This is a genomic window from Streptomyces sp. NPDC045967 (assembly GCF_056430495.1).
This window is the reverse complement of sequence record NZ_JBWKLE010000027.1, coordinates 1-18,937: the sequence shown is the minus strand read 5'-3', so window position 1 is coordinate 18,937 and position 18,937 is coordinate 1. Positions and strand designations below refer to the sequence as shown.

20 protein-coding genes are annotated in these 18,937 nt (G+C 71.9%); 13 read left to right on the top strand and 7 right to left on the bottom strand.

What is annotated here, in order from left to right; translation table 11 throughout:
• Positions 1-257: 257 nt before the first annotated feature.
• The gene (locus AC07FY_RS31090; RefSeq protein WP_479013147.1) at positions 258-695 is read left to right on the top strand and encodes a hypothetical protein; all 438 of its coding nucleotides are present in this window, start codon (positions 258-260) and stop codon (positions 693-695) included.
• Positions 696-773: 78 nt separating this feature from the next.
• On the opposite strand, the gene AC07FY_RS31085 is transcribed toward AC07FY_RS31090, so the two are convergent.
• Positions 774-1,451 (bottom strand): FadR/GntR family transcriptional regulator, encoded by a 678-nt coding sequence (locus AC07FY_RS31085; protein WP_479013144.1) that lies wholly within the window; start codon positions 1,449-1,451, stop codon positions 774-776.
• A gap of 57 nt (positions 1,452-1,508) precedes the next feature.
• Between AC07FY_RS31085 and AC07FY_RS31080 the strand changes: the two genes are divergently transcribed.
• The 4 genes from AC07FY_RS31080 to AC07FY_RS31065 all read left to right on the top strand — a co-directional run bounded on the left by AC07FY_RS31080 (position 1,509) and on the right by AC07FY_RS31065 (position 3,961).
• Positions 1,509-2,843, top strand: coding sequence for a CynX/NimT family MFS transporter (locus AC07FY_RS31080; RefSeq protein ID WP_479013141.1), 1,335 nt, complete (start codon positions 1,509-1,511; stop codon positions 2,841-2,843).
• 5 nt (positions 2,844-2,848) lie between these two features.
• Entirely contained in the window at positions 2,849-2,968 is a 120-nt protein-coding gene (locus tag AC07FY_RS31075) for an SGM_5486 family transporter-associated protein (RefSeq protein ID WP_479013138.1), read from the top strand.
• A gap of 146 nt (positions 2,969-3,114) precedes the next feature.
• Positions 3,115-3,342, top strand: a complete 228-nt coding sequence (locus AC07FY_RS31070; RefSeq protein ID WP_479013136.1) for a hypothetical protein — start codon at positions 3,115-3,117, stop codon at positions 3,340-3,342.
• Positions 3,343-3,442: 100 nt separating this feature from the next.
• Positions 3,443-3,961 carry a SixA phosphatase family protein gene (locus AC07FY_RS31065; RefSeq protein WP_479013133.1) on the top strand — a complete coding sequence of 173 codons (519 nt, stop codon included), beginning with the start codon at positions 3,443-3,445 and terminating at the stop codon, positions 3,959-3,961.
• A gap of 91 nt (positions 3,962-4,052) precedes the next feature.
• Here AC07FY_RS31065 and serB read toward each other — a convergent pair whose 3' ends face one another.
• Positions 4,053-5,252, bottom strand: coding sequence for a phosphoserine phosphatase SerB (serB, locus tag AC07FY_RS31060; protein ID WP_479013130.1), 1,200 nt, complete (start codon positions 5,250-5,252; stop codon positions 4,053-4,055).
• Positions 5,253-5,631: 379 nt separating this feature from the next.
• Between serB and AC07FY_RS31055 the strand changes: the two genes are divergently transcribed.
• A complete protein-coding gene (locus tag AC07FY_RS31055) occupies positions 5,632-8,157 on the top strand; it encodes an ABC transporter ATP-binding protein/permease (protein WP_479013127.1) in 2,526 nt (841 codons plus the stop codon).
• A 115-nt stretch (positions 8,158-8,272) separates the two neighbouring features.
• Here AC07FY_RS31055 and AC07FY_RS31050 read toward each other — a convergent pair whose 3' ends face one another.
• Complete coding sequence (locus AC07FY_RS31050) at positions 8,273-8,956, bottom strand: transglycosylase SLT domain-containing protein (RefSeq protein WP_479013124.1); 684 nt, start codon at positions 8,954-8,956, stop codon at positions 8,273-8,275.
• 519 nt (positions 8,957-9,475) lie between these two features.
• Between AC07FY_RS31050 and AC07FY_RS31045 the strand changes: the two genes are divergently transcribed.
• Positions 9,476-10,621, top strand: a complete 1,146-nt coding sequence (locus tag AC07FY_RS31045; protein ID WP_479013122.1) for a GAF domain-containing sensor histidine kinase — start codon at positions 9,476-9,478, stop codon at positions 10,619-10,621.
• 34 nt (positions 10,622-10,655) lie between these two features.
• Positions 10,656-11,306, top strand: coding sequence for a response regulator (locus AC07FY_RS31040; protein WP_479013119.1), 651 nt, complete (start codon positions 10,656-10,658; stop codon positions 11,304-11,306).
• Between the two features lie 149 nt (positions 11,307-11,455).
• Here the strand turns inward: AC07FY_RS31040 and AC07FY_RS31035 are convergent, their stop codons facing one another.
• Complete coding sequence (locus tag AC07FY_RS31035; protein ID WP_479013116.1) at positions 11,456-12,238, bottom strand: hypothetical protein; 783 nt, start codon at positions 12,236-12,238, stop codon at positions 11,456-11,458.
• 134 nt (positions 12,239-12,372) lie between these two features.
• On the opposite strand from AC07FY_RS31035, the gene AC07FY_RS31030 reads away from it, so the two are divergent.
• From AC07FY_RS31030 to AC07FY_RS31015, 4 genes are all read left to right on the top strand, one after another.
• Positions 12,373-13,167 carry an ABC transporter ATP-binding protein gene (locus tag AC07FY_RS31030; RefSeq protein WP_479013113.1) on the top strand — a complete coding sequence of 265 codons (795 nt, stop codon included), beginning with the start codon at positions 12,373-12,375 and terminating at the stop codon, positions 13,165-13,167.
• Positions 13,168-13,330: 163 nt separating this feature from the next.
• Positions 13,331-13,759: an NfeD family protein gene (locus tag AC07FY_RS31025; RefSeq protein WP_479013110.1), complete on the top strand. Its 429-nt coding sequence runs from the start codon at positions 13,331-13,333 to the stop codon at positions 13,757-13,759.
• Positions 13,760-13,843: 84 nt separating this feature from the next.
• Positions 13,844-14,821 carry an SPFH domain-containing protein gene (locus AC07FY_RS31020; protein WP_479013107.1) on the top strand — a complete coding sequence of 326 codons (978 nt, stop codon included), beginning with the start codon at positions 13,844-13,846 and terminating at the stop codon, positions 14,819-14,821.
• 162 nt (positions 14,822-14,983) lie between these two features.
• Positions 14,984-15,754, top strand: coding sequence for a sulfite exporter TauE/SafE family protein (locus AC07FY_RS31015; RefSeq protein WP_479013276.1), 771 nt, complete (start codon positions 14,984-14,986; stop codon positions 15,752-15,754).
• Positions 15,755-15,790: 36 nt separating this feature from the next.
• Here AC07FY_RS31015 and AC07FY_RS31010 read toward each other — a convergent pair whose 3' ends face one another.
• From AC07FY_RS31010 to AC07FY_RS31000, 3 genes are all read right to left on the bottom strand, one after another.
• Positions 15,791-16,318, bottom strand: a complete 528-nt coding sequence (locus AC07FY_RS31010; protein ID WP_479013104.1) for an HNH endonuclease — start codon at positions 16,316-16,318, stop codon at positions 15,791-15,793.
• A gap of 149 nt (positions 16,319-16,467) precedes the next feature.
• Positions 16,468-17,001, bottom strand: coding sequence for a YbhB/YbcL family Raf kinase inhibitor-like protein (locus AC07FY_RS31005; protein ID WP_479013101.1), 534 nt, complete (start codon positions 16,999-17,001; stop codon positions 16,468-16,470).
• Between the two features lie 39 nt (positions 17,002-17,040).
• Positions 17,041-17,823, bottom strand: coding sequence for a sporulation protein (locus AC07FY_RS31000; RefSeq protein WP_479013098.1), 783 nt, complete (start codon positions 17,821-17,823; stop codon positions 17,041-17,043).
• A gap of 97 nt (positions 17,824-17,920) precedes the next feature.
• Here AC07FY_RS31000 and AC07FY_RS30995 point away from each other — a divergent pair, with 97 nt between their 5' ends.
• Positions 17,921-18,562: a DNA-3-methyladenine glycosylase gene (locus tag AC07FY_RS30995; protein ID WP_479013095.1), complete on the top strand. Its 642-nt coding sequence runs from the start codon at positions 17,921-17,923 to the stop codon at positions 18,560-18,562.
• The last annotated feature ends 375 nt before the right edge of the window (positions 18,563-18,937 follow it).

The following is an 18,937-nucleotide window of genomic DNA, read 5'->3' as shown; positions in this document are numbered from 1 at the left end:
TCCCCGAACGCGTCGGCCTCCCCGGCGACTTGCCAGTCCAGGAGCCCCCCCCCCCCCCCCCCCTCCCCCCCCCCCTCCCCCCCCCCCCCTCCCCCCCCTCCCCCCCTTCCCCCCCCCCCCCCCCGCCGCCGTTTTTCCGCGCGTTCGACCGGATGTTCACCGGCTGATCGGATCTTCCCGAGTCGAAAACCCGGACAGATGCCTGCAAACTGACCCAGCCGGGATCTTCCCGGCTGCTGCGGGGAGGAGGTACGGGATTGCGCGCGAGAACGAGTGGAGCGGTGTCCCTGCTGGTCGCCTCGGTGGTCCTGACCGCGTTCCTGGGCCCGGGCGCCCTCGGCCCGGGCGTGCCGCGCGGGTCCGCGCCCGCAGCCGCCCCCGAGGCCGCCGCCCCGGCCGTGGCGGACCTCGCCGACATCCCCGCCGAACCGCCCGCGCAGCCCGTACGGACCCCTGCCGGGGAACTCTTCGGCGCCGACTGCGACACCCGGATCAGCGGCTCGACGGTGACGGCGCACTGCCACAACCCCTATCCGCAGACCGATCTCGTGCGGCTGCACGTGGAATGCGACCGCTGGTGGGACGTGGACGGCGACGGCGCCGCCGTGGCCGTCGGCCCGGCCGGGCGCGTGGAGCTCGCCGGCCGCTGCTGGAAAGAGGTCCGCTCGGCCTGGGTCACCCACGAGCGGTCCTGACCGAACCGGAACGCGCGCGAGGCGGCCTCGCCCGGGCCTCGGGTGCGCTGCCGGAGCGGGACGCGCCGCCGGCCGGTGTCAGCCGGCGCTCTTGCCGAGGCAGGCGAAGGGGTAGCCGGCCGCCTCCGAGGCGGCCGTGTCCGCGTCCCCCCGCCGGATCGCCTCGATCAGCCGCGCGTGGTCCAGGTGCGCGGCCGGGTGCAGCTCGCTGCCGACGTCCGCCCGCAGCCAGTCCGCCACCAGATCGCCGAGGTCGGCGTACAGCTCGATCAGCACGTCGTTGTGCGAGGCCGTGACCACCGCCATGTGCAGGCTCACGTCCGCCGCCACGAACACCTCCGCGTCCCCGCTCGTCCACGCCTCCTCGCGCCGTGCGAGCAGCGCGTCCAGCTGTACGAGGTCCCGCTCGGTCCGCCGCTCCGCCGCCAGCCGGGCCGCCGAGGACTCCAGGGTCGAGCGCAATTCCGCGATGTGCCGCGGCTCGGCCCCGGCGAAGCGGCGGTGCATCACCCCGGCCAGCTCGCTCGTCGCGATCACGTACGTGCCCGACCCCTGCCGGATGTCCAGCAGACCGTTGTGAGCCAGCGCCCGAACGGCCTCGCGCACGGTGTTGCGGGCGACGCCGAGCAGCTCCACCAGCTCCGGCTCGGTCGGGATCCGGGAGCCCACCGGCCACTCGCCGGAGGTGATCTGGTTGCGCAGGGCGGCGATCACCTGGTCGACGAGCGCGGAACGCCGGGGCGAGGTCAGCGGCATGGGTCCCCCTTGAGGACGACTGGACAACCAATCATCCCATGATTCTATGATGGTGGAATGTCCGACGACGAGACCAGGATCCTCGACCGCCGCGCCGCGGGCCGCGAGCCCGCGCGGCAGGCCCCCGGCGGGGCCGCCGCGCCGGCTGCCCTCGGCGTGCCCGCGCAGCCGTCCTGGCTCGGGCCGCTGCTCATCCTCGGCATCGTGCTCGCCGCCCTCAACCTGCGGCCCGCCATCACCAGCCTCGGTGCCCTCTTCGAGGAGGCCCGCACCGGACTCGGCATGAGCGGCACCGTCGCCGGGCTGATCACCTCCGTCCCCGCCCTCTGCTTCGCCGTCTTCGGCGTGACCGCGCCCCGGCTCTCCCGGCGCTTCGGCCCGGCCGCCGTGGTGTGCGCCGGCATGGGCGCCGTCGCCGCCGGCCTGCTGATCCGCCCCTTCGCGGACGGCGCCGCCGCCTTCCTGGCCGCGAGCGCCCTGTCCCTGGCCGGAATAGCCGTGACCAACGTCCTGCTGCCGGTGATCGTCAAGCGCTACTTCCCGGACCGGGTCGGCACCATGACCGGCCTGTACTCCATGGCACTGGCCGCGGGCACCTCGCTCGCCGCCGCTGCGACGGTCCCCCTCACCGGGGCCCTCGGCGGCAGCTGGCGCACGGGCCTGCTGATGTGGGCCCTGCTCGCACTGGCCGCCGTACTGCCCTGGCTGCCCGTCGCCCGCACCGCGCGGCGCACCGCCCGGGCCGAGCGCGCGGCGGCCGCCGACCCGGCGGACCGGACCGGCGCCGGGGCGGACACCGGCCCCCGGATCGTCCGCAGCCGCACCGCCTGGGCCCTGGCCTGCTACTTCGGGCTCCAGGCCACCGGCGCGTACATCACCATGGGCTGGCTCCCGCAGATCTTCCGCGACTCCGGAGTCTCCGCCTCCACCGCCGGGGTGCTGCTCGCCGTCACCATGGCCATGGGCGTCCCGCTCGCCTTCGTCATCCCCGGCCTCGCCGGCCGGATGAGGAACCAGGGACCGATGGCCGCCATCCTCGGCCTGTTCGGCCTCACCGGCTACCTCGGACTCGCCCTCGCCCCCGCCGCCGGCGCGTGGGCGTGGGCGCTCCTGCTCGGCGTCTCCAACTGTGCCTTCCCCCTGGTCATCACCATGATCGGGCTGCGGGCCAAATCCCCCGCCGGAGTCGTCAAGCTCTCCGCCTTCGCCCAGAGCACCGGCTACCTCATCTCCATCCCCGGCCCCCTGCTCATCGGCACGCTCTACCAGCACAGCGGCGGCTGGGACCTGCCGCTGGCCCTGATGGCCGGGCTGCTCGTCCCGCAGATCGCCCTGGGGATCCTGGCCGGCCGGGACCGCACGATCGAGGACGAATGCGGCATGCGAGACTGACTGGCATGTCGCCCGTACTCGAACCGAACCCGCAGGACGGCCGCAAGAAGCTCGGCCTCGTCCTCGGCGCGATCCTCGCCGTAACGCTGATCATCTCCGTCATCGCGACGATCGCCTCCCCCTGACCGGCCGGGGGTGGGGATAACCCCACCCACCCCTAGGGGGCCAGGGTCAGGGTGAACTGGGGTGTGCCCCGGATGGGGACCGCTGCTCCGGATCCATAGATTCGGGGAAGCGAGTCAGTCAGTCCCGTCAGCATCCCGGAGGCGCCATGTCGGCCCCCACGCACACCCGGCCCGTCCCGCCCGGCGCCCGTACCGCGCCCGGCCCCCGCCACGGCGCCGACGCGCGCCTGCACTGGTGGGCGCTGGCCCTCCCCGCCCTCGCCTTCGGCCTGCTCCTGCTCCTCCTCGCCGGATCCGCCGAGGCCCACGCCGCCGCCGGCGAGGCGACGGGGCTGGTCCACGTCACCCAGCAGCTCCTGCGCGCCGTCGGCTGACCCCGGCGTGCGCCGGGGCGCGCCGGACGGTGCCCCACCCCCGGGCGAAGGCCCTCAACACCCTGCGCCCGATGGCTCGTTTCGTGCGAAGCTGGGAGTCATGAGCGCCGACACACCCCGCAGGATCGCCCTCCTCCGGCACGCCAAGGCCGACTGGCCCGAGGTGTCCGACCACGACCGCCCGCTGGCGGAACGCGGCCGCGCCGAGGCGGCGGCCGTCGGTCTGAAGCTGGCCGACACCGGCATCACCTTCGACCTGGCCCTCTGCTCCACCGCCGTCCGCACCCGCGAGACCTGGAAGGTCGCCGTCCAGGAGCTGCCGCACCGGCCGAAGACGCACTACGAGGAGCGGCTCTACGAGGCTTCGCCGGGCGAACTCGTCGCCCTGCTGAACGAGACCCCCGATGAGGTCCGCGACCTCCTGCTCATCGGCCACAACCCCGGCATGCACGCCCTCACCGAGGTGCTCTCCGGCCGAGCGCAGGACGACACCCGGGCGCGGATGACCCGCAGCGGCTTCCCGACCGCCGCCCTCGCCGTCGTCTCCTACGACGGCCCGTGGAAGTCCCTGGAACCGGGAGCCGGCACCCTGATCGACTACTGGACCCCCAAGCACTGACCGGCTCCCGCCCCGGCCCGTACGCACGGCAGGGCCCCGGCAGCCGGTTCACGGCCGCCGGGGCCCTGCCACGTCGTACGGACGGGGGCGCTCAGGCCAGGTCGGCGGCCTCGATCTCCTCACGGGTGATCCCCAGCAGGTACAGCACCGCGTCGAGGAACGGCACGTTCACCGCCGTGTGGGCGGCCTCGCGGACGACCGGCTTGGCGTTGAAGGCCACGCCCAGCCCGGCCGCGTTCAGCATGTCGAGGTCGTTCGCCCCGTCACCGATGGCGACCGTCTGCGACAGCGGGACCTCCGCCTCCGCGGCGAAGCGGCGCAGCAGCCGCGCCTTGCCCGCCCGGTCCACGATCTCGCCGGTCACCCGGCCGGTCAGCTTCCCGTCGACGATCTCCAGGGTGTTGGCGGAGGCGAAGTCCAGCCCCAGCCGCTCCCTCAGGTCGTCCGTCACCTGGGTGAACCCGCCGGAGACCACGCCCACCTGGTAGCCGAGCCGCTTGAGCGTACGGATCAGCGTCCGGGCGCCCGGGGTGAGCCGCACCTCGGCGCGGACCTTGTCCACGACCGACGCGTCCAGCCCCGCCAGCAGCGCCACCCGGGCGTGCAGCGACTGCTCGAAGTCGAGCTCGCCGCGCATGGCCCGCTCGGTGACCTCGGCGACCTCGGCCTCGCACCCGGCGTGCGCCGCGAACAGCTCGATGACCTCGTCCTGGATCAGCGTGGAGTCCACGTCCATGACGACCAGGCGCTGCGCCCGGCGGTGCAGCCCGGCCGACACGACGGCCACGTCCACGCCGATGTGCGCGGAGGCCGTGGCCAGGGCGGTGCGCAGCGGCTCGGTCTCGCAGCCGGACACGGCGAACTCCACGGCCGTCACCGGATACTTGGCGAGCCGGAAGATGCGGTCGATGTTGCCGCCGGTCGCGGTGATCCGGGCGGCGATGGCCGCCGTGGACTCGGAGGTCAGCGGGTGCCCGAGTACGGTGACGTGGGACCGGCCGCTGCCGCGCGGACGGTTGTCACCGGTGCCGGAGAGGATCTCGGCCTGGAGCTTGAGCGATTCGGCCCAGCTGTGGACGGTGGCCCGCAGCTCGCCTTCGGTGCCGACGGTCGGCCTGGTGACGAGGGCGCACAGGACGATGCGGCCACGGGTGACGACCTGCTCGATGTCGACGACGTCGACGGAGTAGGCGGCGAGGGTGTCGAACAGCCCGGCGGTGATCCCGGGACGGTCCTTGCCGAAGATCTTGACGAGGAGGGTGGGGACGTCGGAGGTCTGCGATGCGCTCATGGTGCCCTCACCGTATCTTCCCGTCCCGTAAGGCAGGACCCCCGTCCCACCTGTCAGACGTGTCGCCGCGGACCCGGACCCCGCGCGCGGCGCACCCGCGATCCGCACCCCCGTGGCGCACCGCGCGTGGCGCACCGCGCGCCGCCCGCCCCGAAGAACGTCACGCCATCCGGGGGTGCCGCGGTTCCGCCCGCGGCGAGAAGTCCCGTATCTCACTCTCCGGGCGGCTTTCGCCCCCGTCCGCGGGCAGCCGCGGACGCCCCGGCAAGGCCCCGATTCCACATGTGGCCCCGGGCCTGAAATAGTTCCCCCGGATGTTCGCCATCCCTAGACTCCCTGACGTCATGGGGGATTCTCGGGGGACTTAAGTGGGGCTGGAGTGCCGGAACTCGTACTGGAATTGAATGGAAGGACCTGGACGCTCGATCCGTCCAGGTCGTACTCGCTGGGGCGCGACCCCCAGGGAGACGTGGTGATCGACGACGCGCGGGTGTCGTGGCGACACGCCACCATCAGCTGGAACGGCCGTGGTTGGGGCATCGAGGACCACGGCAGCACCAACGGCACCTACGTGCGCGGCGCGCGGGTGCAGCAGGCCGAGCTCGTGCCGGGCACACCGGTCCACCTGGGCAATGCCACCGACGGGCCGCGGCTGAATCCCGTCGCCAACGCGGCGCCCCAACCGGCCGTGGCCCAGCAGGCGCAGGCATACGCCCCGCCGCAGGCCCCGGCCTACCAGGCCCCGCAGCAGCCCCAGCCGCAGGCATGGGAGCAGCAGCCCCAGCCGCAGGCATGGGAACAGCAGCCCCAGCAGCCTCACGTACCGCACCAGCAGGGCGCCGGCGCGGCCGCGGCCCGCCCGGCGCAGGCCGCCGCCGCCCACGGGGGCGACCGCAGCCCGACGACGTTCCACCAGCTCTCGCTGGGGCACGTCATGCGCATCGGCCGTGCGCTGGAGAACGAGCTGGTGGTCTCCGACCTCCAGGTCTCCCGCCACCACGCCGAGTTCCGCTCCATGCCCGGCGGCCGCTTCGAGATCCACGACCTCGGCAGCCACAACGGCACCTATGTCAACGGTCAGCTGCTGGCCAAGTCCGGCACCGCGCTGCTCGGCCCGAACGACATCGTCGGCGTCGGCCACTCGACGTTCCGGATCGTCGGTGACCGCCTCGAGGAGTTCGTCGACACCGGTGAGGTCTCCTTCTCGGCCCGCCACCTGACGGTCACCGTCGACGGCGGCAAGCAGATCCTCAAGGACGTCACCTTCGGCGTCCCGGAGAAGTCGCTGATCGGCGTGATCGGCCCGTCCGGCTCCGGCAAGTCCACCCTGCTCAAGGCACTGACCGGCTACCGGCCCGCCGACCAGGGCGACGTCCTCTACGACAACCGCAACCTGTACAAGCAGTTCGCGGAGCTCCGCCAGCGCATCGGCCTGGTCCCGCAGGACGACATCCTGCACAAGGAGCTGAAGGTCAGCACCGCGCTGAAGTACGCGGCCAAGCTGCGCTTCCCCGGCGACACCGCCGAGTCCGAGCGCGAGGCCCGCATCAACGAGGTGCTGCGCGAGCTCAAGCTCGACATCCACAAGGACAAGAAGATCACCTCGCTCTCGGGTGGTCAGCGCAAGCGCGTGTCCGTGGCCCTGGAGCTGCTCACCAAGCCGTCGCTGATCTTCCTGGACGAGCCGACCTCCGGCCTCGACCCGGGCATGGACCGCGACGTCATGCAGCTGCTGCGCGGCCTCGCCGACGACGGCCGCACCGTCCTCGTCGTCACGCACTCCGTCGCCGAGCTGTCGCTCTGCGACAAGCTGCTGGTCATGGCGCCGGGTGGCTCGGTCGCGTACTTCGGCCCGCCGGACGAGGCGCTGAACTTCTTCGGCTACAGCACGTGGGCGGACGTCTTCTCGTCCTTCGAGAACTACCGCGACTACGACTGGGCCGGCCGCTGGAAGGGCTCACAGCACTACCAGCTGTACGCCGCCGACCTCGACTCGGTCGCCCCGCAGTCGGTCGCGATGCCGCCGGCGCAGCAGATGCGCCCGACCAAGCCGCAGGGCTGGGGCTCGCAGCTGTGGACGCTGATCCGCCGCTACGTGTCCGTCATCGCGTCGGACAAGGGCTTCATGGGTCTGATGCTGATCCTGCCGGCGGTCCTCGGCGTGGTCTCCACGGTCATCCCGGCCACCTTCGGCCTCGCGCCGCCGACCCCGCCGTCCCAGTTCAACGGCGACGCGGGCACGATCATGCTGATCCTCGCGGTCGGCATGTGCTTCTCCGGCGCCGCGAACTCGGTCCGCGAGCTGATCAAGGAGCGGGTGATCTACGAGCGGGAGCGCGCGACGGGCCTGTCCCGGTCGGCGTACCTCATGTCGAAGGTGATCGTCCTCGGCTTCATCACGGCCGTCCAGGGCGTGATCATCTGCGGAATCGGCTTCGCGCCCCGCGACCTGCCCGCCGAGGGCCTGCTGATGCCGCCGGCCGTCGAGCTCTGCCTGTCGGTCATCGCGCTCGGCTTCACGTCGATGATGTTCGGCCTGGTGATCTCCTCGCTGGTGAAGACCGCCGAGAAGACCATGCCGCTGCTGGTCATGTTCGCGATCGTGCAGGTCGTCTTCACCGGCATCCTCTTCCAGGTCTACGACTCGCCGGGCCTGGAGCAGTTCGCCTGGCTGATGCCGTCCCGCTGGGCCGTCGCGGCCGCCGGCACCACGCTGAACCTCGGCAAGCTCATGCCGCCGTGGGACCGCGACAACCCGACCAACACCGACCCGCTCTGGGACGCCACGGTCGGCCAGTGGAGCCTGAACATCACCATCCTGCTCCTCCTCGGCATCGCCTGCGGCTTCCTGGTGCAGCGCCTGCTGCGCCGCCACGAGCCGGAGGTCATGCGCGCCGGCAAGTAGTCGCCGGCCCGCGCCCCGCGCCGACGCACGGCAGACGCCTGAGGGCGGCACCCGGTACTCCGGGGGCCGCCCTCAGGCGCATGGGGGGTCTGGCGTCGGCTGTCGTCGTCGCGGCCTAGTAGGCGCTGTTGACGTTGTCCATCGAGCCGTAGCGGTCGGCCGCGTAGTTGCAGGCGGCGACGATGTTGGCGACCGGGTCGTACTGGTCGAACTTGGTGCCCTTGACGTGGTACGCCTTGAAGGTCGGGTAGATGACCTGGAGCAGACCCTTGCTGGGGATGCCGTTCTGGGCGTTGATGTCCCAGTTGTTGATCGCCATCGGGTTGCCGCTGGACTCACGCATGATGTTCTTGTGGATTCCGGCGTAGCTGCCCGGAATGCCCTCCTTCTTCATGATGAAGAGGGCTTCCTTGATCCAGCCGTCCAGGTTGTTCGCGAACACCGGGGTGCGGGCGGCGGACCGGCTCGCGGCCGCGGCCTTCTGCGCGCGCGCCTTCTTGGCGGCGGCCTCGGCGTCCGCCTTGATCTTGGCCTTCGCCTTGGCCTTGGCCGCGTCCTTCGCCGCCTTGTCCGCGATGACCTGCTGCGCGGAGAGGTGCTGCTGCACGGCCCTCGTCTGGGCGCCGTCGACGACCTTGGTCCAGGCGACGGGGGCGGCGGAGACCGTGTCACCCTCCGCGGCACCGGCCGGGACGAGGGAGAAGGCGAGGGCGGCGGTGCCGAGCGTGGCGACACCGGCAAAGGACAGCTTGTGTGCCTTCGTCAGACGACTGTGACCGTTAGTGCTGGAAGCAGACATGGCGGGGCAACCTCTTCGAATCGCGGGAGTCGCAGGAGGGCGCCGCGGGGATCCGGGGATCCGCGGCGCCGTGCGACGAGAGCAATTCTTAGCGGCGGCAAAATCCTGTGGCAAAGGTGTGACGTACGATCCCGCTTAGTGGATCAGGCCCGGGCGCCGAAGTCCGAATTCGGGGCCCGGCGCTAGGTACGCCCGTGCTGACGGGGTCCTTATCTGCCCACTAGGGAGCTTCGTAAGTGATGTGGGTCCTATGCGCGGGCTCACATCGGGCACGTAACAGTCTCACCAACAGTTGCGAGAGCAATTCACTGCGTGACCGATCCCGGTCCTTCGGCAGCCCGCCCCCCGGCCGAAGCCGACCCACACCCCCGCATACCCCGCCCCCGCAACCTCACGCCCCCGACCGACCGGAGGCCGCCCGCCCTCACCGCTTCGGCCCCCCGGTCCCCCCGTACCGGGTCGTTGGACCTACGACCGCGGCCCGATCCCGCAGGTCACGGCCCCGAGTACGGTGAACGCATGCAGACCGGACCCCCCAGCGGCCTCGCAGCCGTCAGCACGGCGCTGCTCGCCATGAGCCGCCGCCTGGAGGTCCGCGACGTCCTGCGCACGATCGTCGTGTCGGCCCGCGAACTCCTGGACGCCGAGTACGCGGCCCTGGGCGTCCCGGACGACCACGGCGGCTTCGCCCAGTTCGTCGTGGACGGCATCAGCGCCGAGCAGTGGCGCGACATCGGCCCCCTGCCCCGCCAGCACGGCATCCTCGCCGCGATGCTGCATCAGGAAGGACCCGAGCGGCTGGCCGACGTACGCGACGACCCGCGCTTCGAGGGCTGGCCCGCCGCCCACCCCGAGATGTCCGACTTCCTCGGCCTGCCGGTCCGCGACGGCGAGGAGACCCTCGGCTGCCTCTTCCTCGCCAACAAGCGCGGCGCCCCGCGCCCGGGGCACGGTTTCACCGACGAGGACGAGGAACTCCTCGGGCTCCTCGCCCAGCACGCGGCGATCGCCCTCACCAATGCCCGGCTCTACGAGCGCAGCCGCGAGCTCACCATCGCCGAGGAGCGTTCCCGGCTCGCCCACGAGCTCCACGACGCCGTCAGCCAGAAGCTCTTCTCCCTCCGCCTCACCGCGCAGGCCGCCGCCGCCCTCGTGGACCGCGACCCGGCGCGCGCCAAGGACGAACTCCACCAGGTGGCCGCCCTGGCCGCGGAGGCGGCCGACGAGCTGCGCGCCGCCGTCACCGAGCTGCGCCCGGCCGCGCTGGACGAGGACGGCCTGATCGCCACCCTGCGCACCCAGGCCCAGGTGCTGGACCGCGCCCACACCGCACACGTCACCTTCACCTGCGACGGCGTACGGGCGCTGCCCGCGACCCAAGAGGAGGCGCTCCTGCGGGTGGCCCAGGAGGCGCTGCACAACGCCCTGCGCCACTCGGGCGCCGACCGCGTCGAGATGAGCCTGGTGCGGAGCCCCGCCGGGGGAGCGCTGCTCAAGGTCGCCGACTCGGGCAAGGGCTTCGACCCCGGAACCGTCCGCCGCGCCGGCCGCCACCTGGGCCTGGTCTCCATGCGGGACCGGGCGAGCGGCGTCGGGGGCCGGCTCGACGTGCGTTCGGAGCCCGGCAGGGGCACCACGATCGAGATGGAGGTCCCCGGTGGCTGACGGCACGGGCGGAAGCGGAGGCGGGGGCGCAGGGGTGAGCGGAGACGGAAGCCGTATCCGGGTCCTGCTGGTGGACGACCACCAGGTGGTCCGGCGGGGGCTGCGCACCTTCCTCGAGGTTCAGGAGGACATCGAGGTGGTCGGCGAGGCCGCCGACGGCGAGGAGGGCGTCGCCCGTGCCGAGGAGCTGCGGCCCGATGTGATCCTCATGGACATCAAGATGCCGGGTGCCGACGGGATCGAGGCCCTGCGCAGGCTGCGCGGGCTGGCGAACCCGGCGCGGGTGCTGATCGTCACCAGCTTCACCGAGCAGCGCACCGTGGTACCGGCCCTGCGCGCGGGGGCCGCGGGGTACGTATACAAGGACATCGACCCCGACGCCCTCGCCGGGGCCATCCGCTCCGTCCACGCCGGACACGTCCTTCTCCAGCCGGAGGTGGCACAGGTCCTGCTCGCCCAGGAGGACCAGAGCGCCTCAGGGGGCCGGCCGGGCTCGCTGACGGACCGGGAGCGGGAGGTCCTCGGTCTGGTCGCGGACGGCCGGTCCAACCGGGAGATCGCCCGTGCGCTCGTCCTCTCCGAGAAGACGGTCAAGACGCACGTCTCGAACATCCTCATGAAACTGGACCTCTCGGACCGCACCCAGGCCGCGCTGTGGGCGGTACGCCACGGACTGGCCGAATAGGCGGCCCCGACCCGGCCCCGCCGAGCCGCAGACGCGGCGCCCGCCGCAGAGCCCAGCCTCCAGCCCGCCCGGCCCGGCCGGGCCCGGGCCGTCCCGGGCCAGCCAGCCCCGCCCGGTCCCGCCCGGCCGCGGCCCCACCCCGCGCAGCCCTACCGTTCGCGTTCCTCCACCGCTGCGTTGTACGCCGCCACCAGCGCCCGCCGGGCCACCCGCTCCACCGGTCGCAGCGCCTCCGTCCGCGCCGCCATCTCCGAGGCGGCCACCGCGCCCCCGTGCCCGTTCTCGTACGCCAGCGACACCAGCAGGTCCACCCGCTGCGCCAGCGCCAGCACCCGCACCGCCCGCGGCGGGTACCCCGGCGCCAGCGACTCCTGCCCCGGCCCCTCAGCCCGCGCCCGGTACGCCGACAGCGCGGCCTCCGCCACCGGCCCCGACCCGGCCACGTCCAGCCGGGTCAGCACCGCGGTCGCGTCGCGCAGCGCCTCCGCCAGTTCCCGCTCCGCCTCCCCCAGCGAGGGCACGTCCGCCGGCGGCGCCTCCCGTACCGGCAGGCAGTGCCAGGTCACCGATACGTGTACGTCACCCGCCGGCCCGGCCTCGGCCACCTCCGGCACCAGGCCCAGCGCGGCGCCCACGCACACCACCGCCTCCTCCGCGTCCAGCGCCCGCGCGTTGAACTCCGCCGGGCCGCTCAGCCCCAGCGGATGCCCCGGCGCCGGCAGAGCCACCCGCAGCCCGGTCGCCCCCAGCGCGCGCAGCCGGCCCAGCGCCAGCGTGAGCCCGACCGGAGCCGTTTCCCCCGGCAGCCCCGCCACCCGGTGCACGGCGTCCTCGCCCACGATCGACGACACGGCCTCGTCGGGCGACACCAGACCGGCCAGCAGAGCGTTCCCCCAGGCGGCCAGCCGCCCTGAACGTGGTTCGAAAAGCATCCCCCAACTCTACGGACCCGCCCCCCGGCCCGGCCCCCGCCCCGCGCCCCTCCGCGAGTGGCGTAGGTTTTCCCCTGGGGCTGCGCCTACAGGCGCACAGACGAACCGACACTGCAAGGGGAGACAACGCGCTCATGAGCGATGTTCTGGAACTGGTGGACGTATCCGTGGTCCGCGAGGGCCGGGCTCTGGTGGACCAGGTCTCCTGGTCGGTGAAGGAGGGGGAGCGCTGGGTCATCCTCGGCCCCAACGGCGCCGGCAAGACCACGCTGCTGAACCTCGCCTCCAGCTACCTCTTCCCCACCAAGGGCGCCGCCTCCATCCTCGGCAGCACCCTCGGCAAGGTGGACGTCTTCGAGCTGCGCCCGCGCATCGGCATGGCCGGCATCGCCATGGCCGACAAGCTGCCCAAGCGGCAGACCGTCCTGCAGACCGTCCTCACCGCCGCCTACGGCATGACGGCGACGTGGCAGGAGGAGTACGAGGACGTCGACGAGCAGCGCGCCCGCGCCTTCCTCGACCGCCTCGGCATGACGGACTACCTCGACCGCAAGTTCGGCACCCTCTCCGAGGGCGAGCGCAAGCGGACGCTGATCGCCCGCGCCCTGATGACGGACCCCGAGCTGCTGCTCCTCGACGAGCCGGCCGCCGGCCTGGACCTCGGCGGCCGCGAGGACCTCGTACGCCGCCTCGGCCGGCTCGCCCGCGACCCCCTCGCGCCGTCCATGGTCATGGTCACGCACCACGTCGAGGAGATCGCTCCCGGCTTCACCCACGTCCTGATGATCCGTCAGGGCAAGGTCGTCACCGCGGGCCCGATCGACCTCGAACTCACCTCCCGCAACCTCTCGCTCTGCTTCGGCCTCCCGCTCGTCGTCGAGCGCAACGGCAACGACCGCTGGACCGCCCAGGGCCTCCCGCTGGGCTAGCGCGGCCGCGGGCCGCCCCCTCGGCCTGGACCGCCCCATGCCTCCCCCGGACAGGACCGCCCACCTCCTCCCCGCCGAATCAGGACTCCCAACTCCCCCCGGGCGTACCGGGAACGCCCACGCACCCTGTCCCGACCGCGCCCCGCCCACCTACCATGACCAGGTGGACATCGACGCATGGGTGTGGTGGCTCATCGGCGCGGTCGGACTGGGTATCCCCCTTGTCCTCACCGCCATGCCGGAGTTCGGCATGTTCGCCGCCGGGGCGGTGGCGGCAGCCGTCACGGCGGCGCTGGGCGGGGGAGTGGTGGCCCAAGTCCTCGTCTTCGTCGCGGTGTCGGTCGCGCTGCTCGCCGTCGTCCGGCCGATCGCCAACCGGCACCGCGACCAGCGGCCCCAACACCGCAGCGGCATCGACGCGTTGAAGGGCCGCAGCGCCGTCGTCCTCGAACGCGTCGACGGCAGCGGGGGCCGCATCAAGCTCGCCGGCGAGATCTGGTCGGCCCGCGCCCTCGACGCGGACAGCAGCTTCGAGCCGGGCGAGTCGGTCGACGTCGTCGAGATCGACGGGGCGACCGCCGTCGTGATGTGACAAGCGGACTGCTCGCGGCCCCCGGGTCTGCGAGACTCCGGTCAACGGGGCAGCACAGACAGCCGGAAGGGCACGGGGAACCGCATGCAACCGATCATCATCGTCCTGATCATTCTGGTGGTTCTGGTCTTCATCGCACTGGTCAAGACGATCCAGGTGATCCCGCAGGCCAGCGCCGCCATCGTCGAGCGGTTCGGCCGCTACACCCGCACCCTCAACGCGGGCCTCAACATCGTCGTCCCGTTCATCGACTCCATCCGCAACCGGATCGACCTGCGCGAACAGGTCGTCCCCTTCCCGCCGCAGCCGGTGATCACCCAGGACAACCTGGTGGTCAACATCGACACCGTCATCTACTACCAGGTGACCGACGCCCGCGCCGCGACGTACGAGGTGGCCAGCTACATCCAGGCCATCGAGCAGCTCACCGTCACCACCCTGCGCAACATCATCGGCGGCATGGACCTGGAACGGACCCTCACCTCCCGTGAGGAGATCAACGCCGCCCTGCGCGGAGTCCTCGACGAAGCCACCGGCAAGTGGGGCATCCGTGTCAACCGCGTCGAGCTCAAGGCCATCGAGCCGCCGACCTCCATCCAGGACTCGATGGAGAAGCAGATGCGCGCCGACCGCGACAAGCGCGCCGCCATCCTCCAGGCCGAAGGCGTCCGGCAGTCCGAGATCCTGCGCGCCGAAGGCGAGAAGCAGTCCTCCATCCTGCGCGCCGAGGGCGATGCGAAGGCCGCCGCCCTGCGCGCCGAGGGCGAGGCCCAGGCCATCCGTACGGTCTTCGAGTCCATCCACGCCGGCGACGCCGACCAGAAGCTCCTCGCCTACCAGTACCTCCAGATGCTCCCGAAGATCGCCGAGGGGGACGCCAACAAGCTCTGGATCGTGCCCAGCGAGATCGGAGACGCCCTCAAGGGCCTCTCGGGAGCCATGGGCAACTTCGGCCCGATGGGCGGCGGTTCCGGCTTCAACCCGCAGAACACCGGCAAGGCCGCCGCCGGTACGGCCGACAAGGCCGGCGCCGACCGGCGGGAACAGCCCCCCATCGACTAGCACGCGTCAGGGAGCCGGGGCCGGGTCGTCCGCGACCCGCCCGGCCCCCGGGACGACCCGGGCCGCGGCGTGCTGCATGATCGGTGAGGCCCCTCGACCTTCATGGCGGGGAGGCGACCCACCCATGCAAAGGGGATGGCCCCGTCCATGTCCATGTTCTCGATGTCCGTCTGGGAATCACTCGCGGTCTTCGCCGCCGGCATCGGCGCCGGCACCATCAACACCATCGTCGGCTCCGGCACCCTGATCACCTTCCCGGTGCTGCTCGCCACCGGACTGCCGCCGGTCACCGCCAACGTGTCCAACACCCTCGGCCTGGTGCCCGGTTCCATCAGCGGAGCCATCGGCTACCGCGAGGAGCTCCGGGGCCAGCGCGCCCGCGTCATCCGGCTCGGTTCGGTGTCCCTGGTCGGCGGACTCGCGGGCGCCGTCCTGCTCCTGACCCTGCCGTCCGAATCCTTCGACACGATCGTGCCCGTCCTCATCGGACTGGCCCTGCTGCTCGTCGTCCTCCAGCCCCGGCTCGCCGCGGCCCTGCGCCGCCGCCAGGACGCCGCGGGAGGAGACCCCGGCCACCCCGACGGCGGCCCCGCCCTCCTCACCGGCATGCTGCTCTCCAGCGCCTACGGAGGCTACTTCGGGGCCGCCCAGGGCGTTCTCTACGTCGGCCTCATGGGCCTGCTGCTCCGCGAGGACCTGCAACGGATCAACGCCGTGAAGAACGTCATCGCGGCGATGGTGAACGGCATCGCGGCCGTCCTGTTCCTCTTCGTCGCCACCTTCGACTGGACGGCCGTGCTCCTCATCGCCGTCGGCTCCACCATCGGCGGCCAGATCGGCGCCAAGGTCGGCCGCCGCCTGCGGCCGACCGTACTGCGCGGCGTCATCGTCGCGGTCGGGACCCTCGCCATCGTCCAGCTCGTGCTCCGCTGAGCGACGTAACGGAACTACGCCGCCCGGCGGACGGCACTACGCGGCCGACGGGGCATACGAGGAACCCGAGCGCTCCAGCCACTCCGGCAGCGCGTCGCGGCCCGCCGCCCCCAGAGCCAGCAGCATGGCGTCCGCCGGCGACGGCACGAAGGGCTTGCGCAGCAGCGGCATCCCCGCTTCCTCCGGAGTCCTCGCCGCCTTCCGATGGTTGTCCTCGGCACACGACGCCACCGTGTTCAGCCACGTGTCACCACCGCCCTGCGCCCGCGGCAGCACGTGGTCCACGGTCGTCGCCCGCTTCCCGCAGTAGGCGCAACGGTGCTGGTCCCGGATCAGCACCCCCCTCCGCGACCACGGAGCGTGTCTTCGGAAGGGCACCCGGACGTACCGGCACAGTCTGATCACACGGGGCATCGGAAGATCCATGCTGGCACCGCGCACACGCAGCTCCGGATGCGACTGCTCGACCACGGCCTTGTCCTGGAGCACCAGAACCACCGCCCGGTTCAGCGTCACCGTCGACAGCGGCTCGAAGCTCGCGTTCAGTACCAGCGTGTCCCGCATCTCGCCCACCTCCCGTGTGCAGGCCCGCGACCACCTGTGCGGCAGGGCCCGCAACCACTCTGGCCGCGGGCGCCACGCGGGACAACGCAATAAAAATGCCCGGTCCTGGCCTTCTTTAGACCAGGACCGGGCAAACGCTCGGGGAACTGTCAGCCGGCGGGCGCCTCGTACTCACCGATCAGCTGCGCGCGCCCCAGCGTGTGGAAGCGCAGATTGAACCCGACCGCGGCCGGCGACGCGTCACTGTCCGGCCCGAGCTTCTCCTGGTCCACCGCGTACACCGTGAAGACGTACCGGTGCCGCTCCCCGGCCGGCGGCGCCGCCCCGCCGAAGTCCTTGCTCCCGTAGTCGTTCCGCGCGTGCACGGCCCCGGCCGGCAGCCCCTCGAACTTCCCGCTGCCCGCCCCGGCCGGCAGCTCGGTGACCGAGGCCGGCAGGTCGAAGAGCACCCAGTGCCAGAACCCGCTGCCCGTGGGCGCATCCGGGTCGAAGCACGTCACGGCGAAGCTCCTCGTCCCCTCCGGGAACCCCTCCCACCGCAGCTGCGGCGAGACGTTCCCGCCCTCGAGCACCTGGGCGTCGCCCAGATCGGCACCCGGCGCGAGATCCGCACTGGTCACCGTGAAGGCCGGTACCTCGGGGTGGAAATCGTGCGGAAGGGGCGCCCTGCTCTGCTCGGTCACTGCTGTACCTCCTGCTCGGATACGCGTACGGGCCCGAGCCTAGAACCAGTTGCGCTGCGAACCGACCGACGCGATCCACTGGTTCAGGTAGGCGGCCCAGTCCGTGCCCTGGTACGACTGCAGCCCCACCTGGAAGCAGCGGTAGGTGTCACTGCCCTCGCTGAACAGCCCCGGCTTCTTGTCCATCTCCAGGACGACGTCCATCTCCCGGCCGTCGGCGACGAAGGTCAGCTCGACCTGGTTCAGACCCCGGTACTGCGCCGGCGGCAGGAACTCGATCTCCTGGTAGAAGGGCAGCGTCTGCCGCGTCCCGCGGATGTGCCCGCGCTCCATGTCCGCACCGCGGAAGGTGAAGCCCAGCTGCCGGAAGGCGTTGAGGATCGCCTGCTGCGCCTGCACCGGGTGCACGTTGATCGGGTCGAGGTCGCCCGCGTCGACGGCCCGCGCGATCTCCAGTTCGGTGCTCACCCCGATGTTCATGCCGTGCAGGTGCTGACCTCCGAAGTGGGTGATCGGCGTCTCCCACGGGATCTCCAGGACGAAGGGCACCACGTGCACCGCGCCGGCCTGCACCTGGAACGCACCACCGAGGCGCTGCTTGGTGAAGACGACGTCCTGCTTGTACTCCTGGTCCCCGCCCTCGACCTCGACCCGCGCCTGCAGCCCGACCGACAGCCCCTCGATCTGCTGCTCCACCGATCCGCCCTGGATCCGGACCTCGCCCTGGACGATCCCGCCCGGTGCGACGTTCGGCTCGGTGATGATCGTGTCGACCGAAGCACCACCGGCGCCCAGGCTCGCGAACAGCTTCTTGAACCCCATGCTCTGACTCCCCTTGAAGACGTGTGCGACTACCCCGTACCAACGCGGAACCCTAGGCCCCGGTTGCAGCGGTACGCGTTCCAGTACGCTCGACCGGATGAGCGCGCGACCCGACCGTACGCCCCTTCCACGGTCCTTCTTCGACCGCCCGGTCCTCACGGTGGCCCCGGACCTCCTGGGCCGCACCCTGGTCCGACGCTGCCCGGACGGCCCCATCGAACTGCGCATCACCGAGGTGGAGGCGTACGAGGGCGAGTCCGACCCGGGCTCCCACGCCTACCGCGGCCGAACGGCCCGCAACGCGTCGATGTTCGGCCCGCCCGGACACGCGTACGTCTACTTCATCTACGGCATGTGGTTCAGCCTCAACCTGGTGTGCGGCCCGCCCGGCCACGCGAGCGGCGTGCTGCTGCGCGCGGGCGAGATCACGGTGGGTGCCGACCTGGCAGCCGCCCGCCGGGTCACGGCCAGACACCCGCGAGAACTGGCCAAGGGGCCGGCCCGGCTCGCCACCGCCCTGGACGTGGACCGCTCCCTGGACGGAACCGACCTCTGCGGCGGCCCCGACTCGCCGCTGTCCGTCCTGACGGGCACCTCCACCTCGTCCGACCTGGTGAGCAGCGGTCCGCGCACCGGAGTGGGCGGCGAGGGCGCGGCCCACCCCTACCGCTTCTGGGTCACCCACGACCCGACGGTCAGCCCGTACCGGGCGCACGCGCCGCGCCGCCGCTCGACTTGACTCGGCCCGGCCGGACGCCTAACGTAGTCCGAGCCGCTGAACGGGTCACCGCCATCGGGCAGACACCTGGAGCGGCCAACCCACTACCTACGACTTACCCCTGGCGGGGTCTTCTTCGGCATGTCCGAATTCCCTCGCCGGCCACTCGATTATGAATGGCCAGGGATAAGCGCTAACGTAGCGGAGCGCCGAAAGGCACCGACCTTCCGACGGTCACCGAATTCAAATCCGAACCGGAAACGGCGTGGAAATGATCTGGTAGAGTCGGAGACGCAAGAACACAGCAGGAAAGCAGAACGAAGCCCGGAGGAAAGCCCCAGCGGATGTCGCTGAGGGTGAGTACGAAGGAAGCGTCCGTTCCTTGAGAACTCAACA

Coding starts and splice junctions, on each gene's coding strand:
- AC07FY_RS31085 (WP_479013144.1), bottom strand. CDS start 1,451: ATGCCGCTGACCTCGCCCCGGCGTTCCGCGCTCGTCGACCAGGTGATC.
- AC07FY_RS31080 (WP_479013141.1), top strand. CDS start 1,509: ATGTCCGACGACGAGACCAGGATCCTCGACCGCCGCGCCGCGGGCCGC.
- AC07FY_RS31075 (WP_479013138.1), top strand. CDS start 2,849: ATGTCGCCCGTACTCGAACCGAACCCGCAGGACGGCCGCAAGAAGCTC.
- AC07FY_RS31070 (WP_479013136.1), top strand. CDS start 3,115: ATGTCGGCCCCCACGCACACCCGGCCCGTCCCGCCCGGCGCCCGTACC.
- AC07FY_RS31065 (WP_479013133.1), top strand. CDS start 3,443: ATGAGCGCCGACACACCCCGCAGGATCGCCCTCCTCCGGCACGCCAAG.
- serB (WP_479013130.1), bottom strand. CDS start 5,252: ATGAGCGCATCGCAGACCTCCGACGTCCCCACCCTCCTCGTCAAGATC.
- AC07FY_RS31050 (WP_479013124.1), bottom strand. CDS start 8,956: ATGTCTGCTTCCAGCACTAACGGTCACAGTCGTCTGACGAAGGCACAC.
- AC07FY_RS31045 (WP_479013122.1), top strand. CDS start 9,476: ATGCAGACCGGACCCCCCAGCGGCCTCGCAGCCGTCAGCACGGCGCTG.
- AC07FY_RS31035 (WP_479013116.1), bottom strand. CDS start 12,238: ATGCTTTTCGAACCACGTTCAGGGCGGCTGGCCGCCTGGGGGAACGCT.
- AC07FY_RS31030 (WP_479013113.1), top strand. CDS start 12,373: ATGAGCGATGTTCTGGAACTGGTGGACGTATCCGTGGTCCGCGAGGGC.
- AC07FY_RS31020 (WP_479013107.1), top strand. CDS start 13,844: ATGCAACCGATCATCATCGTCCTGATCATTCTGGTGGTTCTGGTCTTC.
- AC07FY_RS31015 (WP_479013276.1), top strand. CDS start 14,984: ATGTCCGTCTGGGAATCACTCGCGGTCTTCGCCGCCGGCATCGGCGCC.
- AC07FY_RS31010 (WP_479013104.1), bottom strand. CDS start 16,318: ATGCGGGACACGCTGGTACTGAACGCGAGCTTCGAGCCGCTGTCGACG.
- AC07FY_RS31000 (WP_479013098.1), bottom strand. CDS start 17,823: ATGGGGTTCAAGAAGCTGTTCGCGAGCCTGGGCGCCGGTGGTGCTTCG.
- AC07FY_RS30995 (WP_479013095.1), top strand. CDS start 17,921: ATGAGCGCGCGACCCGACCGTACGCCCCTTCCACGGTCCTTCTTCGAC.